The sequence below is a fragment of the Phenylobacterium sp. genome (genome assembly GCF_036563385.1).
Lineage (GTDB): Bacteria > Pseudomonadota > Alphaproteobacteria > Caulobacterales > Caulobacteraceae > Phenylobacterium.
Genome location: NZ_DATCML010000004.1, coordinates 1,007,709 through 1,034,245 on the forward strand (window position 1 = coordinate 1,007,709; position 26,537 = coordinate 1,034,245).

A 26,537-nucleotide genomic window follows, 5' to 3' on the forward strand; every position below is an offset into this window, starting at 1 on the left:
CCCTCAGGGGGAGGAGGATCAGAACTCGAGATTGGCGGTCAAGAGCGCCGAACGGCCGGCGGCGATCTGGACCATATGGGTCTGGAACGGGCGCTCCACGTAGCGCTCGTCGGTGATGTTGTTGAGGTTCAGCTGCAGGCGCACGTTGCGGGTGACCTGCCAGCTGGCCACCGCGTCCAGTCGCCAGTAGCTGTCCACCTTGCGCAGGTTGGCGGGGTCGGCGAACCGCTCGCTCATATAGACGGCGCCTCCGCCGAGGCTGATCGCCGGGTTCACCGCATAGGTGCTCCAGACGGTCAGCGAATGCTCGGGGGTGTTGGGGAAGCGGTTGCCCTCGTTGGTGCGCAGCGGGCCGCCGTCGACGATCTTGGAATCCAGCCAGGTATAGCCGCCGAACACGCTCCAGCGGTCGTTGATCCGGCCGTTGGCGGACAGCTCGACGCCGTCCACCCGCTGCTCGCCCACCAGCAGGATGGTCCCGAGGGAATCTGTCACCCGGGCGTTGGTCTTCTCAGTGCGGAAGATGGCCGCGGTCGCCAGCAGCCGCTCGCCGAACAGCTGCCACTTCGTGCCGAGCTCGTAGGAGACGTTCTCCTCCGGATCCAGGTTGGCGTTGGCTAGGCTGAGGCTGGAGAAGTCGCCCGTCCCTTCGCCCGAGGGGTTCGAGGACGTGCCCACCGACGCATAGATCGAGCCGTTCGGGGCCGGCTGGTACACGACGCCCAGCTGGTAGTTCAGGAAGTCCGACTTGTTGGAAAGCGAGACCGGCGTCGTCGTGTAGTAGGGCGCCGTCGCGGCGACCGCCGCCGTAATCCCTGAGAGCTTGGTGCGGAAGTCATCCCATCGCAGGGCGAAGTTGACCGACCACTGGTCCGACAGGGTCACCGTGTCGAACAGGTAGAGGGCCGTCGTCTGGGTGGTGCTGTCGTTGAAGGCGATCGCCCGGCTGATGGTGCCGATCCAGGGATCCCTGGCGTTCGGGTTGTCTAGAGTCGTGCAGTTGTAGCCGAAGGCGGGACCGAGCCGCGTCGGCGATGAGCAGCCCAGGTTGGTCGCCGTCACCGCCTGATCCACGCGCGTGGCGGCGGCGACGGGCGGGAAGCCGGGCTGCTGTGGCAGGCCGGGCCCGGTGACGTAGTAACCCCGATTGTGGGTCTTCTCCTCCGACAGCTCCAGGCCGGCGGTGAAGCTGTGCGAAAACCCGGCGAAGTCGGCCGTGCCGCTCAGGTTCGTGACGCTGGCGAGCGTCCTCGTCGTCACGTTCCGGTTCTTGGACGAACGGAAGAGATAGCCGTTACGCACATTGCCCCGGCTGTCGTCCGGATTGGTCACCACATAGGCGTTGTTCGAGCGGCCGTAGCGCGTGGTGCTGGTTAGCCGCAGGTTGTCGGCGATGTCATATTCCAGCTTCACCGTGCCGATGTCGGACTTGGTGGTGTGGAAGTCCCGCGACAGCAGGCCGTAGAAGTCGTCGTCGTGGCCCTTGATCGGCCGGAGCGTCGCCGGATCGTAGGGAATGCCGTAGTCGGGCACGTCGTCGGTCTCGAGGTGAGAGTAGCTCAGCACCGCCCGGAGCGGCCCGTCGAGGCCAAGCGCCAGCGACGGCGCGACACCCCAGCGGCTGACGCTCACGTGGTCGCGGCCGGCGACATCCGCCTCGTGGGCCATGGCGTTCAGTCGGACCGCCACACCGGGGGTGAGCATCTGGTTCAGGTCGATGGTGGCGCGGCGGGTTTCATCCGTTCCCAGCGCCAGTGTGCCGCCCTGGAATGACTCGGGTTTGGGACTTTTGGTCACCAGGTTGACCGAGCCGCCAGTCGACCCGCGGCCGGAGAACACCGAGCCCGGCCCCTTGGTCACCTCAACCTGCTCCAGATTGAAGACCTCGCGCGACTGGACGCCGGCGTCGCGCACCCCGTCGACAAACACGTCGTTGGTCGACTCCACGCCGCGGATGAACGGCCGGTCGCCCATGGAGGTCCCGCCTTCGCCGGAGCCGAGGGTCAGGCCGGGCACGGTGCGCATCAGGTCCGACAGCGTCGTGGCCGCCGTGGTGCGGATCAGCTCCTGGCTGATCACCTGAATGCTCTTGGGCGTCTCGAGGATGGTGGCGGTGAGCTTCTCGGAGGTGGGGTCGCCCGCCGGCCGGGCGGTCACCACCAGGCTATCCACCGTGGGGGCGTCCGCCGCATCGTCCGCCGCAAATGCGGGCGGCGCCAGGGTAAGCCCCGCGATGCTGGCGAAGGCGGCCGGCGCCAGCGATCGGCGCGCGCGACTGCGGATACCCATGGTGTGGCTGGTCAACGCGTCCCCCGTCCAATTGAGACTGAAAGTGAGAAGCGTTCTTAGTTAGCCGCCTTGGCCTTGGCAATGCGAATCATTCTCAACTTGCCGAGCGGCCCAGGGGACGTCCGCAACCAAGCTCCGGGTTCCGTGTTCCGAACATGAGGGGCAGCGGTTGCCCGGGGAATTCCGCCCATGCCGACGAGCGGCGCTTTCGAGATCGCGAAGCCCTTCTTGTGGATGGCGTTCGTCGCCTTCCTGGTCGGCTTCTTCAGCTACTTCCTGTTCAACGACCCGGCGCAGCCCTTTGGCGCCCAGCCCGAGGCGTGGTCCGCCGCGGTGTCGGGTCCCTCGTCCGACGAGTGGAACGTCCTTAAGCACATCTGACGGCGCTCAGCCGCCGCGCGCCACGAACCAGCCGTTTCGGAAGCCTTCTGACGCCTTGCCGTACCCGAACGGCTGACCGTCCGTGGTGAGCACCGAGCCGCCCGCGGCCTCCAGGACCGCGTGGCCGGCCGCCACGTCCCACTCCATCGTCGGCCCGTGCCGCGGATAGATGTCGGCCGCGCCCTCGGCGATCCGACAGAACTTGATGGAGGAGTCCATCGGCTCCTTGCGGTCGAAGCCGTACTCGGCCGCGAGCTTCCCGATGGTCTCTTCCTTCATGGTGTGGCTGATCAGGGCCGTCGCCTCGCCCTGCGGCCAGGAGCGCACCCGCACCGCCGCGGCCGCGCCGCCGTTGACGCGCTTCCAGGCCCCGCCGCCGGCCGTCCACCAGGTCTCGCCGGTGGGCGGCGCCGACACCGCCCCGGCCACGGGGCGGCCGTTTTCGATCAGGCCGATGTTGACGGTGAAATTGGGGTCGCCGCGGACGAAGGCCTTCGTTCCATCCAGCGGGTCAACCAGGAAGAAGCGCGGCCCGATGGCGTCGGGGGTGCCGAACTCGCTCGCGTCCTCCTCCGAGATCACCGGCACGCCCGGGAACCGCCGCGCCAAGTGCTCGAGGATCAGGGTCTCACCCCGCCGGTCGGCCTCGGTGACCGGGCTCTCGTCCGCCTTTTGGAGCACCTGGAGGCCCGAGCGCCAGAGGGGCAGGATCAGCTCCGCCGCCGCCTCGCAGATCTCGGCCAGGGCCGCACCGATGTCGTTGTCAGTGTCGCTCAACTCAAGCCCTCGGATCGTCGCCCACGAACTCCAGCCTCACCACCGCGGCGTCAATCACCTGCTTGCCGGCATGCTCGAAGTTCACCGTCACCCGCCGCCCGGCCACCGACTGCACCTGACCCAACCCCCAGTCCGCCTCGACAGGGTGTCGCACCAGGACGCCGGGCTCCAGAAATGGGTCGGAAAACGGCTCCATGTCCCGTCCTCATATGGGGCCGCGACCGTTTTCCAAAGGCTCAAATCACCTCAAGGTCCGCCGCCATGAGCGACATTCCGAGTTCCCCCGCGCCCGCGGTGCGCACCGCCGAGCTGACGGCCTACATCGCCGCACGGATGTGCCACGACTTCATCAGCCCGGCGTCGGCGATTGTCTCGGGCCTGGACCTGCTGGACGATCCCTCCGCCCAGGACATGCGCGAAGAGGCCATGGGCCTGATCGCCACCTCCGCCCGCAAGCTGGCCGACCTGCTGGCCTTCACCCGTGTGGCGTTCGGCGCTTCAGCCTCCGCCGAGACCTTTGACGCCCGTGAACTCGAGAAGCTGGCGCAGGGCGTCTTTGGTCACATGCGCGCCGAGCTTGCGTGGACGGTGGAGACGCCGGCGGTGAACAAGCCTGCCGCCCGGGCGCTGTTGAACCTGGCCCAACTGGCCGGAGCCGCGCTCCCCACCGGGGGCACCGCCCGGGTGCGGGCGGTGCAGGAGGGCGCCTCGATAGCCATCGCCGTGGAGGCGACGGGCCCCCGGGCCCGCCTGCGCCCGGAGGTCCTGGCCGGCCTTCAGGGGCAGCCGATGGCCGAGGGGCTGCACGGCCACTGGGCCCAGGCCTACTATGTGCACCTGTTCCTGGCCGACGCCGGCGGCCGGGTGTTCGCCGACGTGACGGAGGAGAAGGTGACCTTCGCGGCCACGGTTCCAGCCTGACTTCCACCGCTCCTTAACCCTGACGCGCGACAACCCTTCTGAAGGAAGGGTACCGCGTCTTGAAGACCTGTCTCGTCGTCGACGACAGCCGCGTCATCCGCAAGGTGGCGCGCCGAATCCTCGAGGAGCTCGGCTTCGAGGTGGCCGAGGCTGCCGACGGCGCTGAGGCGCTGGCCTGGTGCCGGGTGGTGATGCCCGACGCGATTCTGCTGGACTGGCAGATGCCCGTCATGGGCGGCCTCGACTTCCTGCGCCGCCTGCGGCTGGAGCCCGGCGGCCAGACGCCGAAGGTGATCTTCTGTTCCGTGGAGAACGACCTCGACCGTATCCGCGCGGCGTTGGACGGCGGGGCCGACGAATACATCATGAAGCCGTTCGACGGCGAGATCATGGCTTACAAGCTGGCGGCCGCCGGAGTGACGGCGTGACGCCGGGCGAGCGCGCCTTCGTGGCCTGGCTTTGCGCAGAGCGGGCCGGCCTCCTTGTCGATCCAGACAAAGAGTATCTGATCGAAAGCCGGCTCGCTCCCGTGGCCCGGCGCGAGGGCTTCGGCTCGGCGGCCGAGCTGCTGCAGGCGCTGCGGGACCGGGAGGAGGAACGGCTGGTCTCCGCTGTGGTGGAGGCCCTGGCCCAGCGCGACGCAAGCTTCTTCCGTGAGCCTGAGGTCTTCGCCCTGCTTCGCGACCAGGTGCTGCCGAGGCTGGCGCGCCGGCGCGAGGGAGAGGCCATACGCGTCTGGTCGGCAGCGTGCGGTCCCGGCCAGGAGGTCTATTCCCTGGCCATGATGCTGGCCGATGCGCCCCTCGCTGGGGCGCGAGTGGAGCTCTTCGCCTCCAATCTCAGCGAGCGCCAGCTGGAGAAGGCGCGAAGCGGGGTTTACACCCAGTTCGAGGTCCAGAGGGGCCTCCCGGCCCGCATGCTGGTCCGCCACTTCGAGCGCCGCGACGAGGCCTTCGAGCTCTCGCCGCGCCTGCGCCAGATGGTGCGCTGGCGGCGCGTGAACCTGCTGGATGATCTCTCCCGGCTCGGTCGCTTCGATGTCGTCCTTTGCCGGCAGGTGCTCCCGGCGATGACGGAGGCGGGCCGCGCTCGGGCGCTCGCCGGCCTCACGGCCGCCGTGGACGGCGGGGGCGTCCTAGTGCTGGGGCGCCAGGACCTGGTCTCGCCGCCGCTTGGCTTTCGGCCGCTCGGGCTGGCGGGGATGTTCGTCGCCGACGCCGAACTCCAGGCGGTGGCCTGAGCCCGAAAAGGCGAAAGCCCCGCCGCGGGGCGACGGGGCTTCCGTTGGTCGGCCGGTGTAGGCCTTAGTTCTTGGCGTCTTGGGCCGTTTCCGTGACGGCCGAGCCGGCGGCTTGGACGTCCTTGCCGGCGCCGGCGACCGTGTTGCAGGCCGCGACGAACATGCTGGCGGTCAGAGCCGCCATCACAACAATCTTGCGCATTCCAAATTCTCCCGGGGAGTCGCTACTCAGCGCCGCCTGAACGGATCACGCTGCAGCTTGGTTCCCTGCGCTGGCCGGAGATGGCGTCTCGGCCCCCAGGGTGGGGAAGGTCAGCCGCGCGGTGATGCCGCCGTCCGGGTTGCGCGCCAGTTCGGCGCGACCGCGCAGCTGGCGGGCGAAGGCGGTCATCAAGGTGCGGCCGACCCCCGAGGCCACGAGCGCGTCGTCCGGCGCCTCGCCGTCGTCCGAGATCTCCAGCACCGCTTCCTGCCCGTGCACCGAGAAGCGCAGCGTCAGGGTGCCGCCGCGCTCGGCGAACGCGTGCTTCTGGGCGTTGGTGATCGCCTCCACGGCGAACAGGGCCAGAGGCGCCAGCCGGTCTGGATCGATCACCAGCGCCTCGACCTGCAGGTCCGTGCGCACGGGCGGCCCGTGCAGCATCTCGCCCGCCACCAGCTGGGCGGTCAGCTCTTCCAGGAACGGGCGCAGGTCCACGCGCTTGAGGTCGGGGCCTTGGTACAGCGCGCGGTAGATCAGGGCGAGCGCGGTGATCCGCTGGCGGGTGTCGCTCATCGCAGCCCGCGCCGCCGGGTCGGCCAGGGCTCGCTGCTGCATGTTCAGCAGGCTGGATATGACCTGCAGGTTGTTCTTCACCCGGTGGTGGATTTCGCGCATCAGCGCGTCCTTCTGGGCGAGGCTGTCGCGCAGCGAGGCGTCGCGCCCGACGATGGCGTCGGCCATGTCTTCCAGGGTCTCGGCCAGCTCGCGGATCTCGGGCGGCATCTGCTCCGCCTGCACCGGCCGCACGCTCAGGCGACCGCGGGCGTAGAGGGAGGCGATCCGCTGCAGATATGCGATCCAGCGCACGACCACGCGTTCGGTCACGGCGGTGACGGCGGTCAGGGCCAGCAGGAAGGTCAGCAGCGGGAAGAGGATGCCCGTCAGCGGATTCAGCCTGGCCCAGGACAGCAGGCCCGGAGACTCCGCCGACAGCACCACGAACACCTCGTCCCCGACCACAGGCGCGGCCGAATAGGCGCGTCGCTCGCCGAGCGCGTCCTTGGCGTACCAGACCGCAGAGCCTTGCTCCTTGGCCTCCTTCACCCAGTCCTGCGGCAGGCCGGAGAGCGCCTGCGGGTTCGTGGCGCCGATCGTGCGTCCCGCCCGATCGATCAGCGCCACCTCGGCGCCCCGAGGCAGGGCTGGGTCCTCGGCGTTCGGCTGCAAGCTCGACAGGGCTATCACCGCGGCGAACGCGCCGTCGAACCGGCCGTCCGGGGTGTTGGCGCGCACGGCGGCCAGCACCGCCGGCGCCTTGGCGTAGGCGGTCCCCGCGGCCTGGGTGATCACCAACGGGTCACCGGCGGCCAGCCGCTGGAACCAAGCTCGGGATGCACGTTGCGGATCAGCCGGCACGTCCCGCGCGGCGCACGCCACGTCGCCGCTCGCGCCGAAGCGGATCAGGTTCAGGTAGCCGGGCAAACGGCGCGTCGCCTGTTCGAGCCGCTGCGCGCACTGGGCGCCCACCGCGCCGGGCGCCAGCGTCTGGAGCAGGATGTCGCCCCCCTCTACGCGCGTCCGCGCGGCGGCGGCGCTCCGCTGGGCCGCGAAGCCCAGGGAATCGCGCAGCTCCATCCCTTCGCGTCGGTAGGCGATGGCGGCCTGGATCACGCCAAGCAGGAGAACGGGCAGCAGAGCGGCGGCCAGGGCCGCCGTCAGGCGGACCCGGATCGTGCTCAGCGATCCCAGCGGCGGGGCCTTCATGGCCGTCTTCCCGTCCTCAACGGACGGTGCTTAGCCGCTCCGCGTCGGCCAGGATAGACCGCATGGCGTCACCGGCGGCCGCGCCGTCGCGCTCATAATTGCCCTCGTCCAGAATGGCGTGCAGGGCGCGGCGCGCGCGACTGACGCGGCTCTTCACCGTGCCCACAGCGCAGTTGCAGATCTCGGCGGCCTCTTCGTAGGCGAAGCCCCCGGCGCCCACCAGGATCAGCGCCTCGCGTTGCTCCGGCGGCAGCATGGCCAATCCCTGCCGCAGTTCGTCGAGCGCCACCGGCGCCTCGGGATCGTCCACGGCCACGAGCGTCCGCTCGGCCGCTTCCTGGTCGAGCTGGCTCTGCCGCCACGAGCGGCGCTTTTCCGAATAGAACTGGTTGCGCAGGATCATGAAGGTCCAGGCCTTCATGTTCGTGCCCATCTGGAAGCTGGCGCGCGCGTCCCACGCCTTCATCATGGCGTCCTGCGCCAGGTCGTCGGCGGCCGCGGGATCGCCGCACAGGGTGCGCGCGAAGGCCCGCAGGTGCGGGATCAGCTGCACAAGCTCACGCTTGAAGGCGTTGTCGTCCGTTGCGCCCCGCGACGGGCGGGTGTCGGTCCCGTCCGCCATCAGCGGCTCTCCGACCGGCTGTCAGCGCGGCGCAGGATCTCCAGGAATTCCTCGGGCACGTCTTCGTTGACGATCTCGTCGAACATTTGACGCAGACGCACGCCGATGGCCTGCTGGCGCAGGCGGGCTTCGTCGAGCGCGGCGGACGACTTGCGCCGTTCCTCGGATGGACGTTGTTCGATCATGGCATCGGCGCTCCGCTCGCGCGGCGGCCGCCCCCTCTTTGCATCCTCGTCGCCGCTCAACGCCCGACTCCGTCCCAGGTTCCCGGTTCGCTGCGAACAAGATGCGGAAAACCCCGAGCCTTGGGAACCGGTTCCCAAGCGTGGCGTTCTTGTCCCATGATGGCGGTGCGGTCGGGGATTGGCCCTCGTCCGTTGCTGCCGCGCTCCGATGTCTACACTACGGGAGGGGTTCCCTTTGAGTCTTCTAGCCCGTCTGGCGCCGCATCTTCCCTACGTGCGCCGTTATGCCCGCGCCCTGACCGGCGATCAAACGACGGGCGATCACTATGTGCGCGTGGCGCTCGAGGCGCTGGCGGCTGGCGAGCGCGTGCTCGAGGCCAACCTGACGCCCCGCGTGGCGCTGTATCACGTGTTTCACGCCATCTGGTGCACCTCCGGCGCCCAACTCGAGGGACCGGCCGAGGACGATGGCGTCGGGGCTGACGACACCACCCGGCGGCTGATGCGGATCGCTCCGCGCTCTCGGCAGGCCTTCCTGCTGACCGCGCTCGAGGGGTTCACCCCGTCCGAAGCCGCCCAGATCCTGGGCACCGACTTCCCGGAGGTCGAGAAGCTGATCGCCGAGGCGCAGGCCGAGATCGACGCCGAACTCGCCACTGACGTCCTGATCATCGAGGACGAGCCGGTGATCGCCGCCGACATCGAGGCCCTGGTGCGCGAACTCGGCCATACGGTCGTCGACATCGCCGCCACCCGCACCGAGGCGGTGGACGCGGTCACCCGGAAGACTCCGGGCCTGGTGCTTGCCGATATCCAGCTGGCCGACGGCTCTTCCGGCATCGACGCGGTGAAGGACATCCTTGCCCGTTACGACGTACCGGTCATCTTCATCACCGCCTTCCCTGAGCGGCTGCTGACCGGCGAGCGGCCGGAGCCCACCTTCCTGATCACCAAGCCGTTCCAGCCGGAGACGGTGAAGGCGGCGATCGGGCAGGCCCTCTTCTTCCACCCGCGCAAGGCCTCCAAGCAGGCCGCCTGACGCGGGACCGAAAATCATTCTGGTGGGGTGAGGGCGCTGCGGCTTGCTGCAGCGCCCTTCCTTTTTGCGGCGCACCTCTGACGCCGCGCGCGCATAAAGAAAACGGCCGCCTCGAGGGCGGCCGCTTCGTTGGTTTCGACGGTTGGCGTCTATTGACCAGCGGGGACGGGCGGAACCTCGCCCTGGGCGCTGCCGGGCTGGGTGATCTGGGGGGGCTTGCCGTTCACCGGCGCCGGCTCCGGCGCGTTGAAGGCTTGGGCGTCAGCCGCCTCGCGAGCGTTGTTCGGCTCGGTGGACGCCAGGTCGCCCGACTTCCAGGTGAAAGCGGCGAAGAAGCCCAGCACCACCAGCGCGATGCCGAACACCAGCACCCAAAGTACGTGCCGGCCGAGACGGCCCTGGCGGGCGCGGGTGGCGCCCACCGCTGGGCGTTGAGGTGCGCGCGAAAGCGCCATGGCGGAGCTCCTTACTCAGAAGGGAAATAGCTGGATGGGCCGAAGTAGGGCCGGCCCGGGTCGAAGGCCTGTGGTCGCGCGGTCAGCGAGCCGATCACGCCGCTCACCATGGCCAGGCCCATCACCGCGGCGGCCACGAAGAACCGGCGGCGCGCCACCTGCTGTCGGTAGCTTGGCGTCTTCGTCAGTATGAAGCCGCCGCGCGACGCGAACGAATTGCGCATGGTCGAGCGTTCCTTCGCGGACCCAGCGGGCCCGTGTCGCCCGCCAAGGTCCTAACGCGCCGGTGAAGCCGCCGTTCCCTTGGGCGGCCGACCCGCGCCGTCCCGGAAAGACTTGCAAAATCAAAGGCTGTGGATAAGATGGCCACAGTGTCGTCGGCTCGAGCGAGGCTCGTCGGCGGTCGCGATTCTTTCCGATCTTTTTTTTGCGGCGGCCGGAACGCCTTTTGGCCAAGTGCATTTCTAGGTGTGCGGAGGCGGCGACGCCCCCCCCGACTTGAGACTGGTGATCATGCCAGTCTGCCGTCTCCGCACCCCTTTTCTCGATGATGCACACTCCGGCGGGCCCCAAGGGGCCCGCCTCTTCTTTGTGCGCACGTCGGCGGGACCGCCGGTCCGACCGGCGATCCCGAGCCGATCAGTCGGGCCGGCTCATGCGCAGCACCACGTCCACCCTGCGCCGCAGCGGTGCGGCGCGCCCGTCGGCCGTGGCGGCCCCGCTGGCGCCCACGGCCCCGACGCTGAATTCCGCCGCCGGCAGGCCTGCGGACGCGAGCGCGGCCGTTACCGACTGCGCCCGGCGTTTAGAGAGCTCCAGGTTGGCGTCTGGCGCGCCGGCCGCGTCGGCGAGGCCGATCACCTCCACCCGGCCCACCTTGCAACCCCGGGCGTCCGCGGCCGCCTGGCGGATCACGGCCCGTCCCTCGTCGGTCACGTCGGCGGCGCTGGGCTCGAAATAGATCTGCACTGTCTGGTCGGCGCAGCGGTTCGGGATTCGTACGATCCGCTCCCGCGCCTGCTCGACCGTGGCGCAGGCGGAAAGCCCGATCACCAGCGCGGCGGTGGCCGCGGTCCTCGCCAAGTCCATCTCAGTCCCCTCCCGTGCGTGACAAAGGCGTGCATGACAAAGGGCGGCCGGAAGTCCGACCGCCCTTGCCGTTCCCTAGGCGGCGTCGCCGCTTAGTAGCGCGGCGTGCCGTCGGACCAATAGTAACGGCCCGTGGCCGGGTCGTAGTAGTAGTAGCGGCCCGCGCGCTCGTCATAATACTGCTGGCGATTGGCCGGAGCCGCGCCGCAGCCGCCGTCCTCGCGGCAGCCCTTCACGGCGCCCGCAACCGCGCCGACGCCTGCGCCCACCGCGGCGCCGGTGCCCACGCCGACATCGCCGGACACAGCGCCGATGGCGGCGCCCGCGAGCGCGCCCAGCGCCGCGCCGCCGGCGGCGTTACCTTCCACGTTGCCGGTCGTCGAGCAGGCGGCGGCCAGAACGCTGGCCCCGGCGAGGGCGATCAATGGCTTGAGCATGTGTTTGGCTCTCCTTGCTTGTCCCCTGCGGCCCCTAACGCGGGTGCAAGCTTAACAGTTCCGCCGGAACCCATCGCCGCCGCCCTCGTTAGGCGCGCAACACACATGACCAGGAGCCCGCCCATGGTTGGCGACCGCCGAGACGCGCATGCCGACGACCTCAAGGCCGACCTGCGCGAAGCCTACGAGCGGGGCCGGAAAGACGAGCGCGCCACGCGCAAGCGTCATCCGGTCCTGATGACGTTCACCGTGATCGCCGCCGCCGTCGGCCTCGCGTTGATGGCTCTTGCGGCCTTCAACGGCTCGTTCGGCGGCGCGGGCCGGGTGGTGGACAAGAACCTCGCCGTGGCCGCGGACAAGGCCGAGCCAGCGGTGCGCGGCGCCGCGGCCGACGCCGGCGAGACCCTTCGCGAGGCCGGTCAGCCCCAACAGCCTGCGGCCGCCCAGACCGCCGACGCAGCCAGCTGACATCCAATGGTCAACGAGGGGGGCGCGACGCGCATCCGGCGCGTCGAGGCGATCGCTAACGTCGCCTCCGGCAGCGTCAGCGCGGATGCGCCGGCGCAGATCGAGAAGATCTTCGCGGACTATGGCGTCGACGCCCATGTCTGCGCGCCGGCCAAGGAGGACATCGGAACCTGCCTGCGCGCCGCCGTGGACGCTGCGCCCGACCTGCTCGTCGTCCTGGCCGGCGACGGCACCGCGCGCGCCGCAGCAGAGCTTTGCGGGCCAACGGGTCCGATTGTGGCGCCCCTCCCGGGCGGCACCATGAACATGCTGCCCCACGCCATCTACGGGCCGCGGCCCTGGCAGGACGCCCTGACCATCGCCCTGGCGCAGGGCGAGGAGCGCATGCTGGGCGGGGGCGAGGTGGAGGGCCATCAGTTCCTGGTGGCGGGCATCTTCGGCGCCCCGGCGCTTTGGGCGCCCGCCAGGGAGGCGGCGCGCTACGGCAAGCCCAAGCTCGCCTTCCTCCGCGCCCGCCGGGCCGCGCGCCATGCGTTCACCGGCCGCCTCCGATACGTGCTGGACCAGGGCGACCGCGATAAGGCCGAGGCGCTCACCTTCATGTGCCCGCTCGCTTCGCGGGCGCTGGCCGAGGACGAACATGTGCTCGAGGCGGCGGCCCTCGACCTGAACGGCGCGCTGGACGCCTTCCGCCTGGGCTTCCACGCGCTCACCGGCGACTGGCGCGACGATCCCAACGTGCTGGTCCAGAAGTGCAAGGTTGCGCGGATCTGGGCCGCCAACGGCATCCCGGCCCTGCTGGACGGCGAATCCGTCCGCCTGAAGTCGCTGGCCGAGGTGCGCTATCGTCCGGACGTCGTGCGCGTGCTCTCGATACCCAAGGACGTCTGACGTGATCCGCTTCGCGCACCTCTCGGATATCCACTTCGGAGGCGAGAACGAAGCGGCGGTGGCGGCGGCCGCGGACTACGTCAACGGCGGTGGTTTCGACCTGACGGTGGTCTCGGGCGACCTCACCCGGTTCGGCGAGAAGGTCGAGTTCGCCGCCGCGGCGGAATGGCTGGCCAGCCTCAAGGGGCCGCAGCTGGTCACGCCCGGCAACCATGACGCCCCCTATATCGCCGTGGCGGAGCGGGTGATCGCACCGTTCCGCCGCTTCGAGCGGGCGATCGGCCCAGCCTGGGCGCAAAGCTACCTGGGCGGCGGCTTCGCAGTGCGAGGGATCAACACCGCGCGCGGTCCGCAGCCCCGCCTGAACTGGTCCAAAGGTCAGATCGCCACGCGCCATGTGCGTGAGGCCACCCGCTTCTTCGACCAGTCGCCGCGCGCCTGCTTCCGCATCCTGGTCTGCCACCATCCGCTGATGGAGATGATCGGCGGCCCGATGACCGCCAAGGTGTGGGGCGGCGAGGCGGCGGCGGCGGCCTTCGCGGAGGCCAAGGTCGACCTCGTTCTGTCGGGGCACATCCATGCGCCCTTCACCTGGCCCTATCCGTTCGGCGACGGGAAGACCTATGCGGTCGGTGCGGGGACGCTTTCGGTGCGCGAGCGCGGCGTGCCGCCGGGCTTCAATGTGGTGGAAATAGAAGGGGCGGCGATCCGCGTCGCCGCCCTCTGTTGGGGGGGCTCGAAGTTCGAGCCCTATAGGACCTGGTCCTTGGACCGTCGTCCTATCTGAGCGGGGTCAAGGAACTCCTCGTCCTCGTACGAAGTGCATGACGATGGAAACCAGGAACAGCGCCAGGAAGACGAAGAACAGGATCTTGGCGATGCCCATCGCGGCGCCCGCGATCGTGGTGAAACCAAGAACCGCGGCGATCAGGGCGACCACCAGGAAAGTCAGAGCCCAACCCAGCATTGGCGTTCTCCTTTCTCGCCCATGGGGCGAGTCGATCGAGTACTGAGCAACATAGCTCACCCGATCAACGCGGCTGGAAGCGGAGCTGTTCCCGAGGGCGCCGTTAGCGGCGCCGTTCGGGGGGCTTGGCGGCGGCGCGGCCGGCGATGGCGGCGCTCAGGATCGTGGTGACGATCTTCGGGTTGCGGGCCAGGACGATGGCCCCCGCCACCGCCGCCCCGGCGGCCAGGACCGGCCGCTCGCGGGCGAGCTCGATCAGCCGCCCGGCCATGCCCTGCTCTTCGGGCGGGACGGGCTTGGGCCGCCCCTTCGCGTTGAGGGTCAGCGCCACCACCACCGCAAACAGGGCGAAGACGCCGGCGACGATGGCGGCGGCCCAGGCCGGGCCCACCAGCGGGCGGAACGCGGCGTAGACGGCGAACGACGCCGCGACGACGACGACGGCCGCCGCAGCCGCAATGGCGGCGGCGGCGGCCAGCAGTCTCACGATCTTCTGGAGGTTCAACGGCGTCCGGAGGAGAGCAGCAGGCCGATCAGCACGCCGACGCCCAGGGCGGCGCCGGTGGCCGCCAGCGGCCGTTCCTTCACGCGCTCGCTGACGTACTGCTGGGCGACGTCGAGTTGTTGGCCGGCGGTGTCGGCGTAGGTGCGGCTGTGGGCCCGGAGCTGCTCCAGGCCTTCCTGCACCACCTGTTCGATCTTCGCGCGCGCCTCGATGAAGGTGCGCTGCGCCTCGGCGGCCAGGCGCTTGCTGTCGCTGCCGGTCACGTCGGTATCGTTGGCCTGGTCAACGGCGTTCGCGGGCATGTCGATGTCTCCGAAGAAGGAACCCGGCCGACGCCGGGAAGCGCGAGCTTGAACGCCGGACATGCTAACCGGTTCCGCCTTGCGAGCAAAGGCGGAGCTTCTTCCATCCCCGGCAGGCCAAACGCTGTGGGCAACGCACGGTTCCTGTCGCAAGGTGCGTCATGTAGCCCTATGTTCGCGCGTCAGGGGCGCGCCAAGGGGTGACCGTTTAAGTGAACCACAAGCGTCTGGAACTCGCGATCGAAGCCGCCGGCCTGGGGGGATTCGAGTGGGACCTTGCTCGCGACGTCTTCGTGGTGTCCGAGCGGATGGCGGCGATCACCGGCCTGACGCCGGGCGAGATGCCGGCCGACGGGGGCACGGCGCTCGATCGCTATGTCCACCCCGAGGACCTGCCGGCCTACCAGGCGCGCCGCGAGCGCGACCTGGGCGCGGCGGGCGCTTATGAGGCCGAGTTCCGCCAGCTGCGCGCCGACGACGGCCGGACCATCTGGGTGCGAGTGGCCGGCGTGGTCAGCCGTGACGGGGGCGGGCGGGCTACGAACGTCACCGGCATCGTCCAGGACATCACCGAGCGCAAGGTCGAGGAGGACCACCGTCAGACCCTGATGGCGGAGCTGGATCACCGGGTTAAGAACGTGCTGGCCACCGTTCAGGCGCTCGCCCAGCAGACCGCTAAGCGGACGACCTCGCTCGAAAGCTTCCTCAGCAACTTCGGCGGCCGGCTGAAGGCCATGGGCTCTGCGAACGAGCTGCTCACCGCGGCGCGCTGGCGCGGCGCGGCGGTCGACCACCTGGTGGCGGCCGAGCTTGGGGCGATCGTGCCTGGCCAGACCAGCTGGGGCGGGCCCGAGCTGTTCCTGACTCCGCGCGCCGCCAACGCGCTCTCGCTGGCCTTGCACGAGCTCGCCACCAACGCCGTGAAGTTCGGCGCCCTGTCCGTGGAAAGCGGCCACGTGGACGTACGCTGGACCCGGACCGGCGACGGCGGCTTCGAGCTGGCCTGGACCGAGAGCGGCGGTCCTCGGGTGATGCCCCCCGCCCGCCAGGGGTTCGGCTCGACCCTGCTGGAGCAGGTCACGGGCCGGGAACTGAACGGCCAGACCGCGGTCGAATACCGCCCCGGCGGCGTCTACGCCCGTCTGCGCGCAGGCGCACCGGCCGTGGCCCCCCGGCCCGAGACGGTGCCCGAGGCCCCCACCGCGCGCGCGGCCGAGACCATCGTCGCGTCCAGTGGCCCAGCCGATCTCAGGGGCTCGCGCGTCTTGATCGTCGAGGACGCCGTCCTGCTGGCGCTGGAGCTGGAGACCAGCCTGTCTGAGGCTGGCGCCGAGGTGATCGGTCCGGCCTACGAGCTGGAGGAGGCCATGGCGCTTCTCGACCGTCAGATCGACGCCGCTGTGCTCGACGCCAATCTCAACGGCCGCTCGGTGACACCGGTGGCGGAAGCCCTGGCGCGGCGGCAGGTGCCCTTCGTGTTCGCCACCGGATATGGCGAGGCGGGGGGCGCGCCCGGCGGCTTCGACGCGCCGGTGATCCGCAAGCCGTACGACGTCACTCAGGTGGCCGCCGCCGTCGCCGAGCTGCTGCGGCCAAGCTGACGCACCCCCTGAGACAAGGCGCCGCCTCGCCGCCGCCAAAGCTACGCTGTAAATGGACGGGCATGGGGGACCTGCGGCAGCCGCAGGGGCCGGACCGGCGGCCCAGGGATATCGCCCGGAAGCAAGCGACCCGACCCTCAGACGCGCGTCAGATGACGCCCGCCGCCTTCAGGGCCTGAAGCCGCTCTTCGGAGCAGCCGGCCCGCGCGCGCAGCACCTCCGCCGTATGCTCCCCCAGCGCCGGCCCTGGCCAGCGTACCCGTCCGGGCGTGGCGGAGAGCTTGGGGAAGGCGTTCTGCATCCGGATCGGGCCGAACACCGGATGGTCGGTGGTGACGATCGCCTCGCGCGCCGTGAATTGCGGGTCCTCCAGCATGTCGGGGGCGCGGAACACCCGGCTCGCCGGCACGCCCTTGTCTTCGAGTAGTTTCAGCAGGTCGGCCAAGGCCCAGCCGCTGGTCCATTCCGCAATGATGTCGTCCAGCTCGCCCTGGTGACGGCCGCGGGCGGCGTGGTCCACAAACTTCGGATCGGCCTTCAGCTCCGGCCGGCCCATGGCATCCACCAGCCTCGCAAACACAGTATCGCCGTTGCCGCCGATCAGGATCAGCTCGCCGCCGGCGCACGGATAGGCGTTCGACGGCGCGATGCCCGGCAGGATCGAGCCGGAGCGCTCGCGCACATAGCCGGTCAGGTCGTACTCGGTGACCAGGTTCTCCATCACCGCTAGTACGCTTTCGTAGAGCGCCGCGTCGATGACCTGGCCGCGCCCGGTCCGCTCCCGGTGATGCAGGGCCATCAGGATGCCCATGACCGAGTGCATGGCCGCCAGGCTGTCGCCGATGGAGATTCCGGCCCGCGCCGGCGGCCGGTCCGGCTCGCCGGTGACGTAGCGGAGCCCGCCCATGGCCTCCCCGATCAGGCCGTAGCCCGCCCGCTGGGCGTAGGGCCCGGTCTGTCCGAACCCCGACACCCGGGCCATGATCAGCCGCGGGTTCTCGGCGGCCAGGTCCTCATAGGACAGGCCCCACTTCTCCATGGCCCCGGGGCGGAAGTTCTCGATCACCACGTCCGCCTGGCGGATCAGGGCGCGGGCGATCTCCTGGCCATCCCGGGTCCGCAGGTCCAGGCCGACCGACTTCTTGTTGCGCCCGATCACCGGCCACCAGGGCGATAGCCCCTTCGGTAGGCTTCGGCCCCACTGCCGCATGGGGTCGCCGGTCTTCGGATCCTCGATCTTGATCACCTCCGCGCCGAAGTCGCCCAGGATCTGGCCGCAGAACGGGCCGGCGATCAGGGTGCCCATCTCGACGACCACGAGGTCAGACAGCGGGCCGGGCGGCGAAGTTTCGGACATGGGCTCTCGGAACAGCTGGAGAAAGCAGGGATCGAACTGGCGGAGGCAAGGTGGAGCCGGCCCGCCATGCCTCTGTCAATGATCACCCTGCGTCGCCCCAGGCCCGACCCGGCCGCCGGCCTGGTCGCCCACCACCTGGCGCAGGCGGCCCCGGCCTGCAGGCGCAGCTCCCGAGGCCGGCTTCCCAAGCGCCCGGCGCGGGTCTAAGCCCTGCGGTCATGACCGCCTTCGTCGTCGACGCGCCCGCCACGCCCGCTGTCCCCGTGGACGGTGAGGGCGCCGCCTTCCCGGTCCGCCGCATCCTCTGCGTGGGCCGCAACTACGCCGCCCATCGTCGCGAGATGGGCGGCGACGACCGCGACCCTCCGTTCTTCTTCGCCAAGCCCGCCGACGCCATCGTGCCGCCCGGCGGGGACCCGGCCTATCCCCCTCGCACCGCCAATCTTCACCACGAGATCGAACTGGTGGTGGCGCTGAAGGCAGGCGGGCTGGACGTCCCGGTGGATCGGGCCCTGGATCTCGTCTTCGGCTACGCCGTCGGCGTCGACCTCACTCGCCGGGACCTCCAGGCCGCCGCCAAGGACAAGGGGCAGCCCTGGGACAGCGCCAAGGGCTTCGACGGCTCGGCTCCGATCTCGGCCATCCGGCGCTGGGACGGCGCACCGCCCCAGGGACGGATTTGGCTGTCGGTGAACGGCCAGGTCCGGCAGGACGCCAGCGTCGCCGACATGATCTGGAACCTCCCCGAGATCGTGTCCGAGGCCTCGAAGCTGTGGCGGCTCGCGCCCGGCGACCTGATCTTCACGGGAACGCCGGAAGGCGTCGGCGCTCTGCAGCGCGGAGACCGGGTGGAGGGCGGCGTCGAGGGCGTGGGCGAGCTCGCCTTCCGGATCGTCTGATGACGCTCGTCCTGCACAGCTACTGGCGGGCGACGGCGCCCTACCGGGTCCGCATCGGCCTGAACCTCAAGGGTGTCGCGTACGACTACGCGCCCGTCCACCTGGTGAAGGGCGTTCAGCACTCCGACGACTACAAGGCGCTGAACCGGCAGGAGCTGGTGCCGTCCATCGTCACGGAAGAGGGGCGGGTGATCACCCAGAGCCTGGCCATTCTCGAGTGGCTGGAGGAGACCCATCCGCAGCCGCCGCTGCTGCCGGCCGACCCTGCCGACCGGGCGGTGGTGCGCGCCATGGCCGATATCGTCGCCTGCGACATCCACCCGTTGAACAACCTTCGCGTCCAGCAGCAACTCACGGCGCTGGGCATCGATGACACCGGCCGCGACCTGTGGTCGAAGCGCTGGATCGACGACGGCTTCCGGGCGCTGGAGCCGATGGTCGCCCGCCACGGCGCGGGTTTTGCCTTCGGCGACGCGCCGACGCTGGCCGACTGCTGCCTGATCCCGCAGGTCTATTCGGCGCATCGGTACGGCGTGGCCCTCGATCCCTATCCAGCGATCGCGGCCGTCGCGGCGCGCGCCGCGGGCCATCCGGCCTTCGCCGCCGCCCATCCGGACCGGCAGCCCGACGCCACGCCAGGCTGATCAGACAGGCGCCTCACGCGGCGGAGACTTGCCACCCGCCGCGGCTTCGGCTTAGAGGCCGGCCATGCTCGAGGACCTGAAAGCCAACAACAAGCGCTGGGCGGAACGCAAGATTTCGGCGGACCCCGGCTTTTTCAAGCGGCTCGAGGGGCAGCAGGCCCCCGAGTACCTGTGGATCGGCTGCTCCGACAGCCGCGTGCCCGCCAACGAGATCGTCGACCTCGATCCCGGCGAGCTGTTCGTCCACCGCAACGTGGCGAACCTCGCCCCGCCGCAGGACGCCAACTACCTCTCAGTCCTGCAGTTCGCCGTCGACGTGCTGAAGGTGAAGCACATCCTGGTCGTCGGCCACTACGGCTGCGGCGGCGTGGCTGCGGCCGTGGACGGCAAGCGGCGGGGGCTCGTGGACCACTGGCTGCATCCGATCCGCGAGGTGCATCACGAACACAAGCACGAACTCGACGCCATCCCGGACGACCAGAAGCGCTGGGACCGGCTGGTCGAGCTGAATGTCATCCGCCAGGTCCGCAACGTCGCCTCGGACGTTTTCGTGCAGGACGCCTGGGCGCGCGGCCAATCGCTGTGCGTGCACGGCTGGGTCTATTCCATCGCCAACGGCCTGGTGACCGACCTCGATGTGGCTGTGTCCGGCCTCGAAGGGCTCGAACGCCTGGGCTGACCCTTGACGTGAGGCGGCGCGGAGGCTTCCCATCCGCGCCACCTGCGGCGCCCGCCAGAGGCGCCGGAAACGCTCAAGGAATACCGATGAAATCCAAGCTGTTGGCGGCCAGCGCGGTCGCCCTCCTTCTTGGCTCCGCCCCTGCTATGGCGCAGCGGGCCCCGGCCGGCGCCCAGCCGACCGCTGCCGAGGCCAAGGCCTTCGTCCAGAACGCCGAGGCTCAGCTCGAGAAGGTCAACGCGGTGGCCGCGCGGGCCTCGTGGGTGCGCGCCAACTTCATCACCGCCGACACCCAGTGGCTGGAGGCCAAGGCCTCGGCTGAGCAGAACGAGACGGCCACCCGCCTCGCCATGGAAGCGGCGCGCTTCAACGGCGTGAAGACCGACCCGGTCACCGCCCGCAAGCTGCAACTCCTCAAGCTGTACCTCGTCTCCCCGGCGCCGAACCGCCCCGGCGCCGCCGACGAGCTGTCGTCGCTGCTCACCAAGCTCGACTCCACCTACTCGACGGGAAAGTTCGACTTCCAGGGCAAGCAGATCACCCTGAACGACGCCGAGGACGTGCTCGCCAAGTCGCGCAACCCCGCCGAGCTGAAGGCGGCCTGGGAGGGCTGGCACTCGATCTCGCCGGTGATGAAGCCGGACTACGCCCGCTTCGTCGCGCTCTCGAACGAGGGCGCCGTCGGCCTCGGCTACAAGGACACCGGCGCGCTCTGGCGCGCCAACTACGACATGGAGCCGGACGCCTTCGCCGCCGAGACCGATCGTCTCTGGAAGCAGGTGGAGCCGTTCTACAAGAACCTGCACTGCTACGTGCGCGGCCGGCTGAACGCTCAGTACGGCGACGCCGTCCAGCCGCGCACCGGCCCGATCCGCGCCGACCTGCTCGGCAACATGTGGGCCCAGCAGTGGGGCAACATCTACGACGTCGTCCAGCCGAAGGGCGTCACCTCCAGCTACAACCTGGACGACCTGCTGGTGACCAAGGGCTACGACCCGGTGAAGATGGTCCGCACCGGCGAGAACTTCTACTCCTCGCTGGGCTTCGCGCCCCTGCCGCAGACCTTCTGGGAGCGCTCGCTGATCACCCGGCCGCAGGACCGGGAAGTCGTCTGCCACGCCTCGGCCTGGGACATCGACGACAAGGACGATATCCGCATCAAGATGTGCACCAAGGTGAACGCCGAGGACTTCACCACCATCCACCACGAGCTGGGGCACAACTACTATCAGCGGGCCTACAAGGATCAGCCCGTTCTCTTCCGCAACTCCGCGAACGACGGCTTCCACGAGGCCATCGGCGACTTCGCGGCGCTGTCGGCCACCACGCCCACCTACCTCCAGCAGATCGGCCTGCTCCAGAAGGCGCCCGGCGCGGAGGAGGACATCCCGTTCCTCCTGAAGATGGCGCTCGACAAGATCGCCTTCCTGCCCTTCGGCCTTCTGGTCGACCGCTGGCGCTGGCAGGTGTTCTCCGGCGAGGTGACGCCGGATCGCTACAACGACGCCTGGTGGAAGCTGCGTCTGCAATATCAGGGGCTGACCGCGCCGGGGCCGCGCCCGGCCGACGCCTTCGATCCGGGCGCCAAGTACCACGTGCCTGGCAACACGCCGTACACGCGCTACTTCCTGGCCCACATCTACCAGTTCCAGTTCCACCGCGCCGCCTGCAAGCAGGCCGGCTGGAAGGGGCCGCTGCACCGGTGCTCCGTGTATGGCCAGAAGGAGGTCGGCGAGCGGCTGAACACCATGCTGGCGCTGGGCCAGTCGCAGCCGTGGCCCGAGACGCTGAAGACCTTCACCGGCGAGACCCGCACGGACGCCAGCGCCGTGGCGGAATACTTCCAGCCGCTGAACGCCTGGCTGACCAAGCAGAACCGCGGCCAAAAGTGCGGCTGGTAGCCTGACCTGAGGTCGGGGAGGGCGGCGGCTCGTCCTCCCCGCACCGGTTAACCGTCAGCAGGCAGTTAACCGTCCCTCTTGCCCCGATTTTTACAGCGTTCGTCCGATCTGATGGCCGAACTCTGTCGAAAGGATCGGGGCCCCCGATGCAGACCAAGTCTGGGAACCGCCTGGCCGGCGTGCTGGCCCGACTGAAGTCCGGCGCCCGTGACGAACAGGGCGTGGCGGCGGTGATCTTCGCCCTGGGCCTGTCCGTACTCACGCCCATGGCCCTGGGCGTGTTCGACGTCTACATGGCCAGCCAGCAGCGCGGGAAGCTGCAGGACGCCCTGGACGCCGCCGCCCTCTATGCGGCGCGGTCCAACGCCCAGGACACCGACGAGATCGATGCCATCGGCGACCGCGCCTTCGCGGCCAACCTCGAGCTGATCCGCGGCGCGACGCTCGAGAACTCCACCTTCGCCCTGCAGGGCACCAAGGTCGTCGCCTCGGCCTCCGTCCGGCTGCAGGCCTTCGCCCCCACCTTCTGGGAGCACGATCCGGTGCAGGTGAGCGCGCAGGTGCAGCGGGCCGTCGACCGGCTCGAGATCGCCCTGGTGCTCGACAACACCGGCTCCATGGTCCTGAACAACAGCCCCAAGCTGTCGATCCTGAAGACCGAGGCGGCCAGGCTCGTCGACAAGCTCGCGCTCGCCGCCTCGCTCAGCACCGAGCCCGAGCCGATCAAGATCGCGCTCGTGCCGTTCTCCAACACCGTGCGCGTGCAGGGCCAGACGGCGCTGACGACCTACAACGCCACCACCCATACCGGTCCGGGCATCCCCTCGTGGATCGACCCGCGCGGCCAGGCGCACTGGAATGCTGCCAACAACAACATCTTCGAGCCGGCCGACACCGATCGCTTCCTGCTGATGCGCAACATCGGCCAGCAATGGGCCGGCTGCGTGGAGGCCCGCCGCCAGCCATTCGACATCAGCGAGGATCCGCCGGCGGCCAACGACGTGGCCTCGCAGTTCACGCCCTACTTCTGGCCGGATGAGCTCGACGTCAGCAACGGGACGATCCGGGTCAACGACTACCTGACCGACGGGGGCGCGAACAGCCTGACGACCCGTCAGAAGCTGCGCCGCACGGCGAAGTACGCCAACAACGCCACCTGGCGGCGGACCGGCAACTTCACCACCTCGCTCGGCCTGACCTACGCCCACGGCCCGAACGCCGGCTGCACCCTCCAGCCGATCCGCCGGCTGACCACGGACCTGCAGCAGGTCAAGACCGACATCGCCGCCATGACCGCCACGGGCGAGACCAACATCCCGCTCGGCCTCGTCTGGGGCTGGCACACGCTCACGCCGAACGCGCCGTTCTCGGACGGCCGCGCCTACAACACGCCGCACCTGCGCAAGATCGTCATCCTGATGACCGACGGCGACAACACCATGTATGACTCGGGCACCGACAACGCCTCCTACTACGGCGGCCTGGGCTTCATCTGGCAGAACATGCTGCCCGGCCTGGGGACCAGCTCGACCCTGGCCCAGCGGCAGACGGCGATGAACGGGCGGCTCTCGGCGCTTTGCACAGCGATGAAGGCGCGGCGGATCGAGATCTACACCGTTCGCGTCGAGGTCTCGGGCGGCTCGTCCACCCTACTGCAGAACTGCGCCTCGTCCCCGGACAAGTTCTTCGAGGTCAGCCAGGCCAGCCAGCTGGGCGCCGCCTTCGACGCCATCGCCGCGGCCATCACCAACCTGCGGATCATCAAGTAGCGGAGATCCCCCGGACCCCTCCGGGGGATGGCCTCGCCGGCGAGTGCTGTCGGTGGGGCCGGGGGCCGCGCGTCACCTCCCCAGTCTCGCGCGGCCCCCACCAGTCCCTACTTCAGCTTGATCTCCGCCAGCCGCTCCTGGAGGTAACCGTCGGCGGTGATCGGCTCGGGGTAGCGGTCGGGATGCTCGGCATCCACGCAATCCGGCAGCGTCTTGATCAGGTAGTCCGAGTTGAAGTGCAGGAAGAACGGCGTCGAGTAGCGCGGGAAGCCGCGGCGCTCAGGCGCCGGATTGACCACCCGGTGCGTCGTCGACGGCAGGCGGTGGTTGGTCAGCCGCTGCAGCATGTCGCCGATGTTGCAAACCAGGGCGCCGGGCGGCGGGTTGATGGCGATCCAGCGGCCGTCGTGGTCCTTCACCTCCAGGCCGGCCTCCTCGGCGCCGAGCAGCAGGGTGATGACGTTGATGTCCTCGTGGGCGCCGGCGCGGATGTGCGGCCCGTCCTGCGGCACCGGCGGATAGTGCAGCAGGCGCAGGATCGAATTGCCCACGTCCACCTTGTCCACGAAGAAGTGGCGGTCGAGGCCCAGGTAGACGCTGATCGCCTCCAGCACCTTCAGCCCCATGGCGTCCAGCGCGTCGTACAGCCACTGCACCTTCTCGCGGAACTGCGGCAGCTCGGCGTCCGGCCAGACGTTGTCGGGCATGTGGTCGCGGAAGGGATGGCCGGCCGGCAGGGTGCGGCCCACGTGCCAGAATTCCTTCAGGTCGTAGTGCTGGTGGCCCTTGGCGGTCTCGACGCCGAACGGGGTGTAGCCGCGCTGGCCGGCCACCGGCAGCTTGTACTTCAGCTTCACCGCCTCGGGCAGGGCGAAGAAGGCCTTCATCTGCTCCAGGGCCGCGTCGATGCGGTCCTGCGGCAGGCCATGGTCGGAAATCACCGCAAAGCCCCAGCGGGCGTAGCTGCCGCCCAGCGTCTGGGCGAAGGCGTCGAAGTCCTGGGCGAAGAGGTCGAAGGAGACCGGCTCGATGCGGTCCTGGAGGGCGAGGGCTTGGCTCATGCGGAGCGTTCTACACCCGCCGTCCGCCCGCCTCCACCCGGCGCGGCGTTTCGCCGGCTCCGCCGCCGCCCTCCACATCGTTGTCCGCCTCTTCGGCCTCCTCGCGCGCCACCCGCTCCATCTCGGCGCGCAGCAGCCGCTCCATGGTCTCCCGGCTGGCGCGGCTCGCCATGACATAGCCGTCGTCGTCCACCGCCGCCGGCTGCAGCTTGCGGAACAGCGTGTCGTCGTGCTCGCGGAACAGCACCGCGGCCTTCAGCGCCCGGCGCTCGCTGACCCCCAGCCGGACCAGCGCCTTGCGGCCGAAGTTGAGCGCGCTCTCGTAGGTCTCGCGCTCCACGTCGTGGGCGCCTGCCTCCAGCAGCTCATAGGCGTGGCGGCGGTCGAAGGCGCGGGCGATCACCGTCAGGTGCGGGAAGCTCTCGCGGGCCAGCTCGACCATCTCCTTGGCCTTGTCGCGGTCGTCGATGGCGACGATCAGCAGCTTGGCCTTGTCGGCGCCCGCCGTGCGCAGGAGGTCGAGCCGGCTCGCGTCGCCATAGTGCACCCGCCAGCCGAAGCGGCGGATCAGGTCGATCTGCTCGATGGACGAGTCCAGCAGCACCACCTTGAAGTCGCTGGCCATCAGCAGGCGGGTGGCGATCTGGCCGAAGCGGCCGAAACCGGCGACGATCGCGTCCGGCGGGCCCTCGTCGAACGGCAGGCGCTCGGGCTCGTCCAGCGTCTCGGTGCGGTTCAGCGCCAGCCGTTCGAAGGCGGCGAACACCAGCGGCGTCGCGGCCATGGAGACCGCGATCACGGCGGTCAGCAGGCGCGACAGCTCCGCGTCCAGCACCGCAGCGCCGACCGCGAAGCCCAGCAGGACGAAGGCGAACTCGCCGCCCTGGGCCAGCGCGACGGCCGTGGTCGCCGCTGTCCGCGGCGGGGTGCGGAACACCCGCGCCACCACGTACATCGCCAGGGCCTTGCCGGCGATCAGCCCCGCCATCAGGCCGAACAGCTCCAGCGGCCGGCCGGCCACCATGCCCAGGTCAAGGCCCGCCCCGACGGTGATGAAGAACAGGCCCAGCAGGAGGCCACGGAACGGCTCGATGTCGGTCTCCAGCTCGCGCCGGAACTCGCTCTCGGCCAGCACCACCCCCGCCAGGAAGGCGCCCAGCGCCGGCGACAGGCCGACCAGCTCCATCAGCGCGGCCACGCCCACCACCAGCAGCAGGGCCGAGGCGGTGAACATCTCGCGCAGCTGCGCCTGGGCGATGAACCGGAACACCGGCCGGGTCAGGTACCGTCCGCCGACCACCACCGCCGCCACCGCGGCGATCACCGCCAGCGGCCGGACCCAGGCCGGCAGGCCCGCCAGCAGCAGGGCGCCCCCGTGCCCCGCCGTCTCCGCGTGTCCCGCCTCCACGGGCGCGCCGCCGGCCAGCGCCAGCAGCGGCAGGAGCGCGAACAACGGGATCACCGCCAGGTCCTGGAACAGCAGCACCCCGAAAGTGGCTTCGCCTACCGCCCCCTGGCGCAGGCCCTTTTCCTCCAGGTTCTGCAGCACGATGGCGGTGGACGACATGGCCAGGATCAGCCCGGCCGCCAGCGCCGTGCGCCACTCCAGGCCGAGCGCCACGCCCGCGCCGCCCAGCACGGCGGCGGTGGCCAGCATCTGGCCCGCGCCGAGGCCGAAGATCGCCGTCCTCATCCGCCACAGCAGGGCTGGGCGCACCTCGAGCCCGATCAGGAACAGCAGGATCACCACCCCGAACTCGGCGAAGCGCATCACGTCGCCGGCCTCGCCCACCAGGTCGAGGGCGAAGGGCCCAACCGCCACACCGGCCAGCAGGTAGCCCAGCACCGAGCCCAGCCCCAGCCGCTTGGCGATGGGCACCGAGATCACCCCGGCCGCCAGATAGACCAGGGCCTGGGTGAGCAGGGTCTGGCCGTTCATTCGCAGGGTCCTTCGAGGGGGGCTCTCATCCGCGGGACATGACCCCGCCTCGCGCCGCCATGCACGTGCTTTTTGTGGCCATCCGCCTCGGCCGTGTGACTTGCATTCATCGGTCGATGAATTTTTCAGCGCCCTGGTTCTCAACCGCGCGCA

31 protein-coding genes are annotated in these 26,537 nt (G+C 69.8%); 14 read left to right on the plus strand and 17 right to left on the minus strand.

The genetic code is table 11. The features are described 5' to 3' along the window. Nucleotides 1-18: 18 nt before the first annotated feature. Nucleotides 19-2,304 (minus strand): TonB-dependent receptor, encoded by a 2,286-nt coding sequence (locus VIL67_RS05850; protein ID WP_332047897.1) that lies wholly within the window; start codon nucleotides 2,302-2,304, stop codon nucleotides 19-21. A gap of 174 nt (nucleotides 2,305-2,478) precedes the next feature. Between VIL67_RS05850 and VIL67_RS05855 the strand changes: the two genes are divergently transcribed. Beyond that, a complete protein-coding gene (locus VIL67_RS05855) occupies nucleotides 2,479-2,670 on the plus strand; it encodes a hypothetical protein (RefSeq protein WP_332047898.1) in 192 nt (63 codons plus the stop codon). Nucleotides 2,671-2,676: 6 nt separating this feature from the next. On the opposite strand, the gene cysQ is transcribed toward VIL67_RS05855, so the two are convergent. After that, a complete protein-coding gene (cysQ, locus tag VIL67_RS05860; RefSeq protein ID WP_332047899.1) occupies nucleotides 2,677-3,447 on the minus strand; it encodes a 3'(2'),5'-bisphosphate nucleotidase CysQ in 771 nt (256 codons plus the stop codon). 1 nt (nucleotide 3,448) lies between these two features. Beyond that, entirely contained in the window at nucleotides 3,449-3,643 is a 195-nt protein-coding gene (locus tag VIL67_RS05865) for a DUF3553 domain-containing protein (protein ID WP_332047900.1), read from the minus strand. Between the two features lie 65 nt (nucleotides 3,644-3,708). On the opposite strand from VIL67_RS05865, the gene chpT reads away from it, so the two are divergent. Genes chpT through VIL67_RS05880 form a run of 3 tightly spaced genes read left to right on the plus strand, consistent with a single transcriptional unit; the run spans nucleotide 3,709 to nucleotide 5,608 of the window. Then, entirely contained in the window at nucleotides 3,709-4,368 is a 660-nt protein-coding gene (chpT, locus tag VIL67_RS05870) for a histidine phosphotransferase ChpT (protein ID WP_332047901.1), read from the plus strand. Nucleotides 4,369-4,427: 59 nt separating this feature from the next. Then, nucleotides 4,428-4,796 carry a response regulator gene (locus VIL67_RS05875; protein ID WP_332047902.1) on the plus strand — a complete coding sequence of 123 codons (369 nt, stop codon included), beginning with the start codon at nucleotides 4,428-4,430 and terminating at the stop codon, nucleotides 4,794-4,796. Further along, the gene (locus tag VIL67_RS05880; RefSeq protein WP_332047903.1) at nucleotides 4,793-5,608 is read left to right on the plus strand and encodes a CheR family methyltransferase; all 816 of its coding nucleotides are present in this window, start codon (nucleotides 4,793-4,795) and stop codon (nucleotides 5,606-5,608) included. Before VIL67_RS05875 ends, VIL67_RS05880 begins: the two co-directional genes overlap by 4 nt. Before the next feature lie 64 nt (nucleotides 5,609-5,672). On the opposite strand, the gene VIL67_RS05885 is transcribed toward VIL67_RS05880, so the two are convergent. The 4 genes from VIL67_RS05885 to nepR are packed head-to-tail and all read right to left on the minus strand — an operon-like array spanning nucleotide 5,673 to nucleotide 8,441. Beyond that, on the minus strand, nucleotides 5,673-5,810 hold the full coding sequence (locus tag VIL67_RS05885; protein WP_332047904.1) for an entericidin A/B family lipoprotein: 138 nt from the start codon (nucleotides 5,808-5,810) through the stop codon (nucleotides 5,673-5,675). A gap of 45 nt (nucleotides 5,811-5,855) precedes the next feature. Then, nucleotides 5,856-7,574, minus strand: a complete 1,719-nt coding sequence (gene phyK, locus VIL67_RS05890; protein WP_332047905.1) for a sensor histidine kinase PhyK — start codon at nucleotides 7,572-7,574, stop codon at nucleotides 5,856-5,858. A 16-nt stretch (nucleotides 7,575-7,590) separates the two neighbouring features. After that, nucleotides 7,591-8,196 carry a sigma-70 family RNA polymerase sigma factor gene (locus tag VIL67_RS05895; RefSeq protein WP_332047906.1) on the minus strand — a complete coding sequence of 202 codons (606 nt, stop codon included), beginning with the start codon at nucleotides 8,194-8,196 and terminating at the stop codon, nucleotides 7,591-7,593. Then, nucleotides 8,196-8,441 carry an anti-sigma T factor NepR gene (nepR, locus tag VIL67_RS05900; RefSeq protein WP_332047907.1) on the minus strand — a complete coding sequence of 82 codons (246 nt, stop codon included), beginning with the start codon at nucleotides 8,439-8,441 and terminating at the stop codon, nucleotides 8,196-8,198. The genes VIL67_RS05895 and nepR overlap by 1 nt, the downstream gene beginning before the upstream one ends. 175 nt (nucleotides 8,442-8,616) lie before the next feature. On the opposite strand from nepR, the gene phyR reads away from it, so the two are divergent. Beyond that, nucleotides 8,617-9,420, plus strand: a complete 804-nt coding sequence (phyR, locus tag VIL67_RS05905; protein WP_332047908.1) for an anti-anti sigma factor/receiver protein PhyR — start codon at nucleotides 8,617-8,619, stop codon at nucleotides 9,418-9,420. 149 nt (nucleotides 9,421-9,569) lie between these two features. Here phyR and VIL67_RS05910 read toward each other — a convergent pair whose 3' ends face one another. From VIL67_RS05910 to VIL67_RS05925, 4 genes are all read right to left on the minus strand, one after another. Beyond that, nucleotides 9,570-9,875, minus strand: a complete 306-nt coding sequence (locus VIL67_RS05910) for a hypothetical protein (protein ID WP_332047909.1) — start codon at nucleotides 9,873-9,875, stop codon at nucleotides 9,570-9,572. An 11-nt stretch (nucleotides 9,876-9,886) separates the two neighbouring features. After that, the gene (locus VIL67_RS05915; RefSeq protein ID WP_332047910.1) at nucleotides 9,887-10,099 is read right to left on the minus strand and encodes a hypothetical protein; all 213 of its coding nucleotides are present in this window, start codon (nucleotides 10,097-10,099) and stop codon (nucleotides 9,887-9,889) included. A 415-nt stretch (nucleotides 10,100-10,514) separates the two neighbouring features. Further along, entirely contained in the window at nucleotides 10,515-10,964 is a 450-nt protein-coding gene (locus VIL67_RS05920; protein ID WP_332047911.1) for an OmpA family protein, read from the minus strand. 92 nt (nucleotides 10,965-11,056) lie between these two features. After that, a complete protein-coding gene (locus VIL67_RS05925; protein ID WP_332047912.1) occupies nucleotides 11,057-11,401 on the minus strand; it encodes a YMGG-like glycine zipper-containing protein in 345 nt (114 codons plus the stop codon). A 123-nt stretch (nucleotides 11,402-11,524) separates the two neighbouring features. Between VIL67_RS05925 and VIL67_RS05930 the strand changes: the two genes are divergently transcribed. From VIL67_RS05930 to VIL67_RS05940, 3 genes are read left to right on the plus strand one after another with little or no spacing between them, the layout of a single operon-like run. Beyond that, nucleotides 11,525-11,869 (plus strand): hypothetical protein, encoded by a 345-nt coding sequence (locus tag VIL67_RS05930; protein WP_332047913.1) that lies wholly within the window; start codon nucleotides 11,525-11,527, stop codon nucleotides 11,867-11,869. A 6-nt stretch (nucleotides 11,870-11,875) separates the two neighbouring features. Then, complete coding sequence (locus VIL67_RS05935; protein ID WP_332047914.1) at nucleotides 11,876-12,760, plus strand: diacylglycerol/lipid kinase family protein; 885 nt, start codon at nucleotides 11,876-11,878, stop codon at nucleotides 12,758-12,760. Between the two features lies 1 nt (nucleotide 12,761). After that, nucleotides 12,762-13,547: a metallophosphoesterase family protein gene (locus tag VIL67_RS05940; RefSeq protein ID WP_332047915.1), complete on the plus strand. Its 786-nt coding sequence runs from the start codon at nucleotides 12,762-12,764 to the stop codon at nucleotides 13,545-13,547. 6 nt (nucleotides 13,548-13,553) lie between these two features. Here VIL67_RS05940 and VIL67_RS05945 read toward each other — a convergent pair whose 3' ends face one another. From VIL67_RS05945 to VIL67_RS05955, 3 genes are all read right to left on the minus strand, one after another. Next, nucleotides 13,554-13,727, minus strand: a complete 174-nt coding sequence (locus VIL67_RS05945) for a DUF1328 domain-containing protein (RefSeq protein ID WP_332047916.1) — start codon at nucleotides 13,725-13,727, stop codon at nucleotides 13,554-13,556. Between the two features lie 103 nt (nucleotides 13,728-13,830). Further along, the gene (locus VIL67_RS05950; RefSeq protein ID WP_332047917.1) at nucleotides 13,831-14,214 is read right to left on the minus strand and encodes a hypothetical protein; all 384 of its coding nucleotides are present in this window, start codon (nucleotides 14,212-14,214) and stop codon (nucleotides 13,831-13,833) included. A gap of 14 nt (nucleotides 14,215-14,228) precedes the next feature. Continuing rightward, on the minus strand, nucleotides 14,229-14,534 hold the full coding sequence (locus VIL67_RS05955; protein ID WP_332047918.1) for a glycine zipper domain-containing protein: 306 nt from the start codon (nucleotides 14,532-14,534) through the stop codon (nucleotides 14,229-14,231). A 212-nt stretch (nucleotides 14,535-14,746) separates the two neighbouring features. Here VIL67_RS05955 and VIL67_RS05960 point away from each other — a divergent pair, with 212 nt between their 5' ends. Further along, nucleotides 14,747-16,135 (plus strand): HWE histidine kinase domain-containing protein, encoded by a 1,389-nt coding sequence (locus tag VIL67_RS05960; RefSeq protein WP_332047919.1) that lies wholly within the window; start codon nucleotides 14,747-14,749, stop codon nucleotides 16,133-16,135. A gap of 148 nt (nucleotides 16,136-16,283) precedes the next feature. Here the strand turns inward: VIL67_RS05960 and VIL67_RS05965 are convergent, their stop codons facing one another. After that, nucleotides 16,284-17,492, minus strand: coding sequence for a CaiB/BaiF CoA transferase family protein (locus VIL67_RS05965; RefSeq protein ID WP_332047920.1), 1,209 nt, complete (start codon nucleotides 17,490-17,492; stop codon nucleotides 16,284-16,286). Between the two features lie 218 nt (nucleotides 17,493-17,710). Between VIL67_RS05965 and VIL67_RS05970 the strand changes: the two genes are divergently transcribed. The 5 genes from VIL67_RS05970 (at nucleotide 17,711) to VIL67_RS05990 (ending at nucleotide 23,384) form a co-directional block, all read left to right on the plus strand. After that, nucleotides 17,711-18,391 carry a fumarylacetoacetate hydrolase family protein gene (locus VIL67_RS05970; protein WP_332047921.1) on the plus strand — a complete coding sequence of 227 codons (681 nt, stop codon included), beginning with the start codon at nucleotides 17,711-17,713 and terminating at the stop codon, nucleotides 18,389-18,391. Continuing rightward, nucleotides 18,391-19,035 (plus strand): maleylacetoacetate isomerase, encoded by a 645-nt coding sequence (gene maiA, locus VIL67_RS05975; protein WP_332047922.1) that lies wholly within the window; start codon nucleotides 18,391-18,393, stop codon nucleotides 19,033-19,035. Before VIL67_RS05970 ends, maiA begins: the two co-directional genes overlap by 1 nt. 64 nt (nucleotides 19,036-19,099) lie before the next feature. Then, complete coding sequence (locus tag VIL67_RS05980) at nucleotides 19,100-19,714, plus strand: carbonic anhydrase (RefSeq protein ID WP_332047923.1); 615 nt, start codon at nucleotides 19,100-19,102, stop codon at nucleotides 19,712-19,714. Between the two features lie 86 nt (nucleotides 19,715-19,800). Continuing rightward, nucleotides 19,801-21,615, plus strand: coding sequence for a M2 family metallopeptidase (locus VIL67_RS05985; protein WP_332047924.1), 1,815 nt, complete (start codon nucleotides 19,801-19,803; stop codon nucleotides 21,613-21,615). 146 nt (nucleotides 21,616-21,761) lie between these two features. After that, a complete protein-coding gene (locus VIL67_RS05990) occupies nucleotides 21,762-23,384 on the plus strand; it encodes a TadE/TadG family type IV pilus assembly protein (RefSeq protein WP_332047925.1) in 1,623 nt (540 codons plus the stop codon). 107 nt (nucleotides 23,385-23,491) lie between these two features. Here VIL67_RS05990 and VIL67_RS05995 read toward each other — a convergent pair whose 3' ends face one another. Together VIL67_RS05995 and VIL67_RS06000 are read right to left on the minus strand one after the other, a co-directional pair. Then, nucleotides 23,492-24,445, minus strand: a complete 954-nt coding sequence (locus VIL67_RS05995) for an isopenicillin N synthase family dioxygenase (RefSeq protein WP_332047926.1) — start codon at nucleotides 24,443-24,445, stop codon at nucleotides 23,492-23,494. A 10-nt stretch (nucleotides 24,446-24,455) separates the two neighbouring features. Further along, nucleotides 24,456-26,384 (minus strand): monovalent cation:proton antiporter-2 (CPA2) family protein, encoded by a 1,929-nt coding sequence (locus tag VIL67_RS06000; protein ID WP_332047927.1) that lies wholly within the window; start codon nucleotides 26,382-26,384, stop codon nucleotides 24,456-24,458. Between the last annotated feature and the right edge of the window lie 153 nt (nucleotides 26,385-26,537).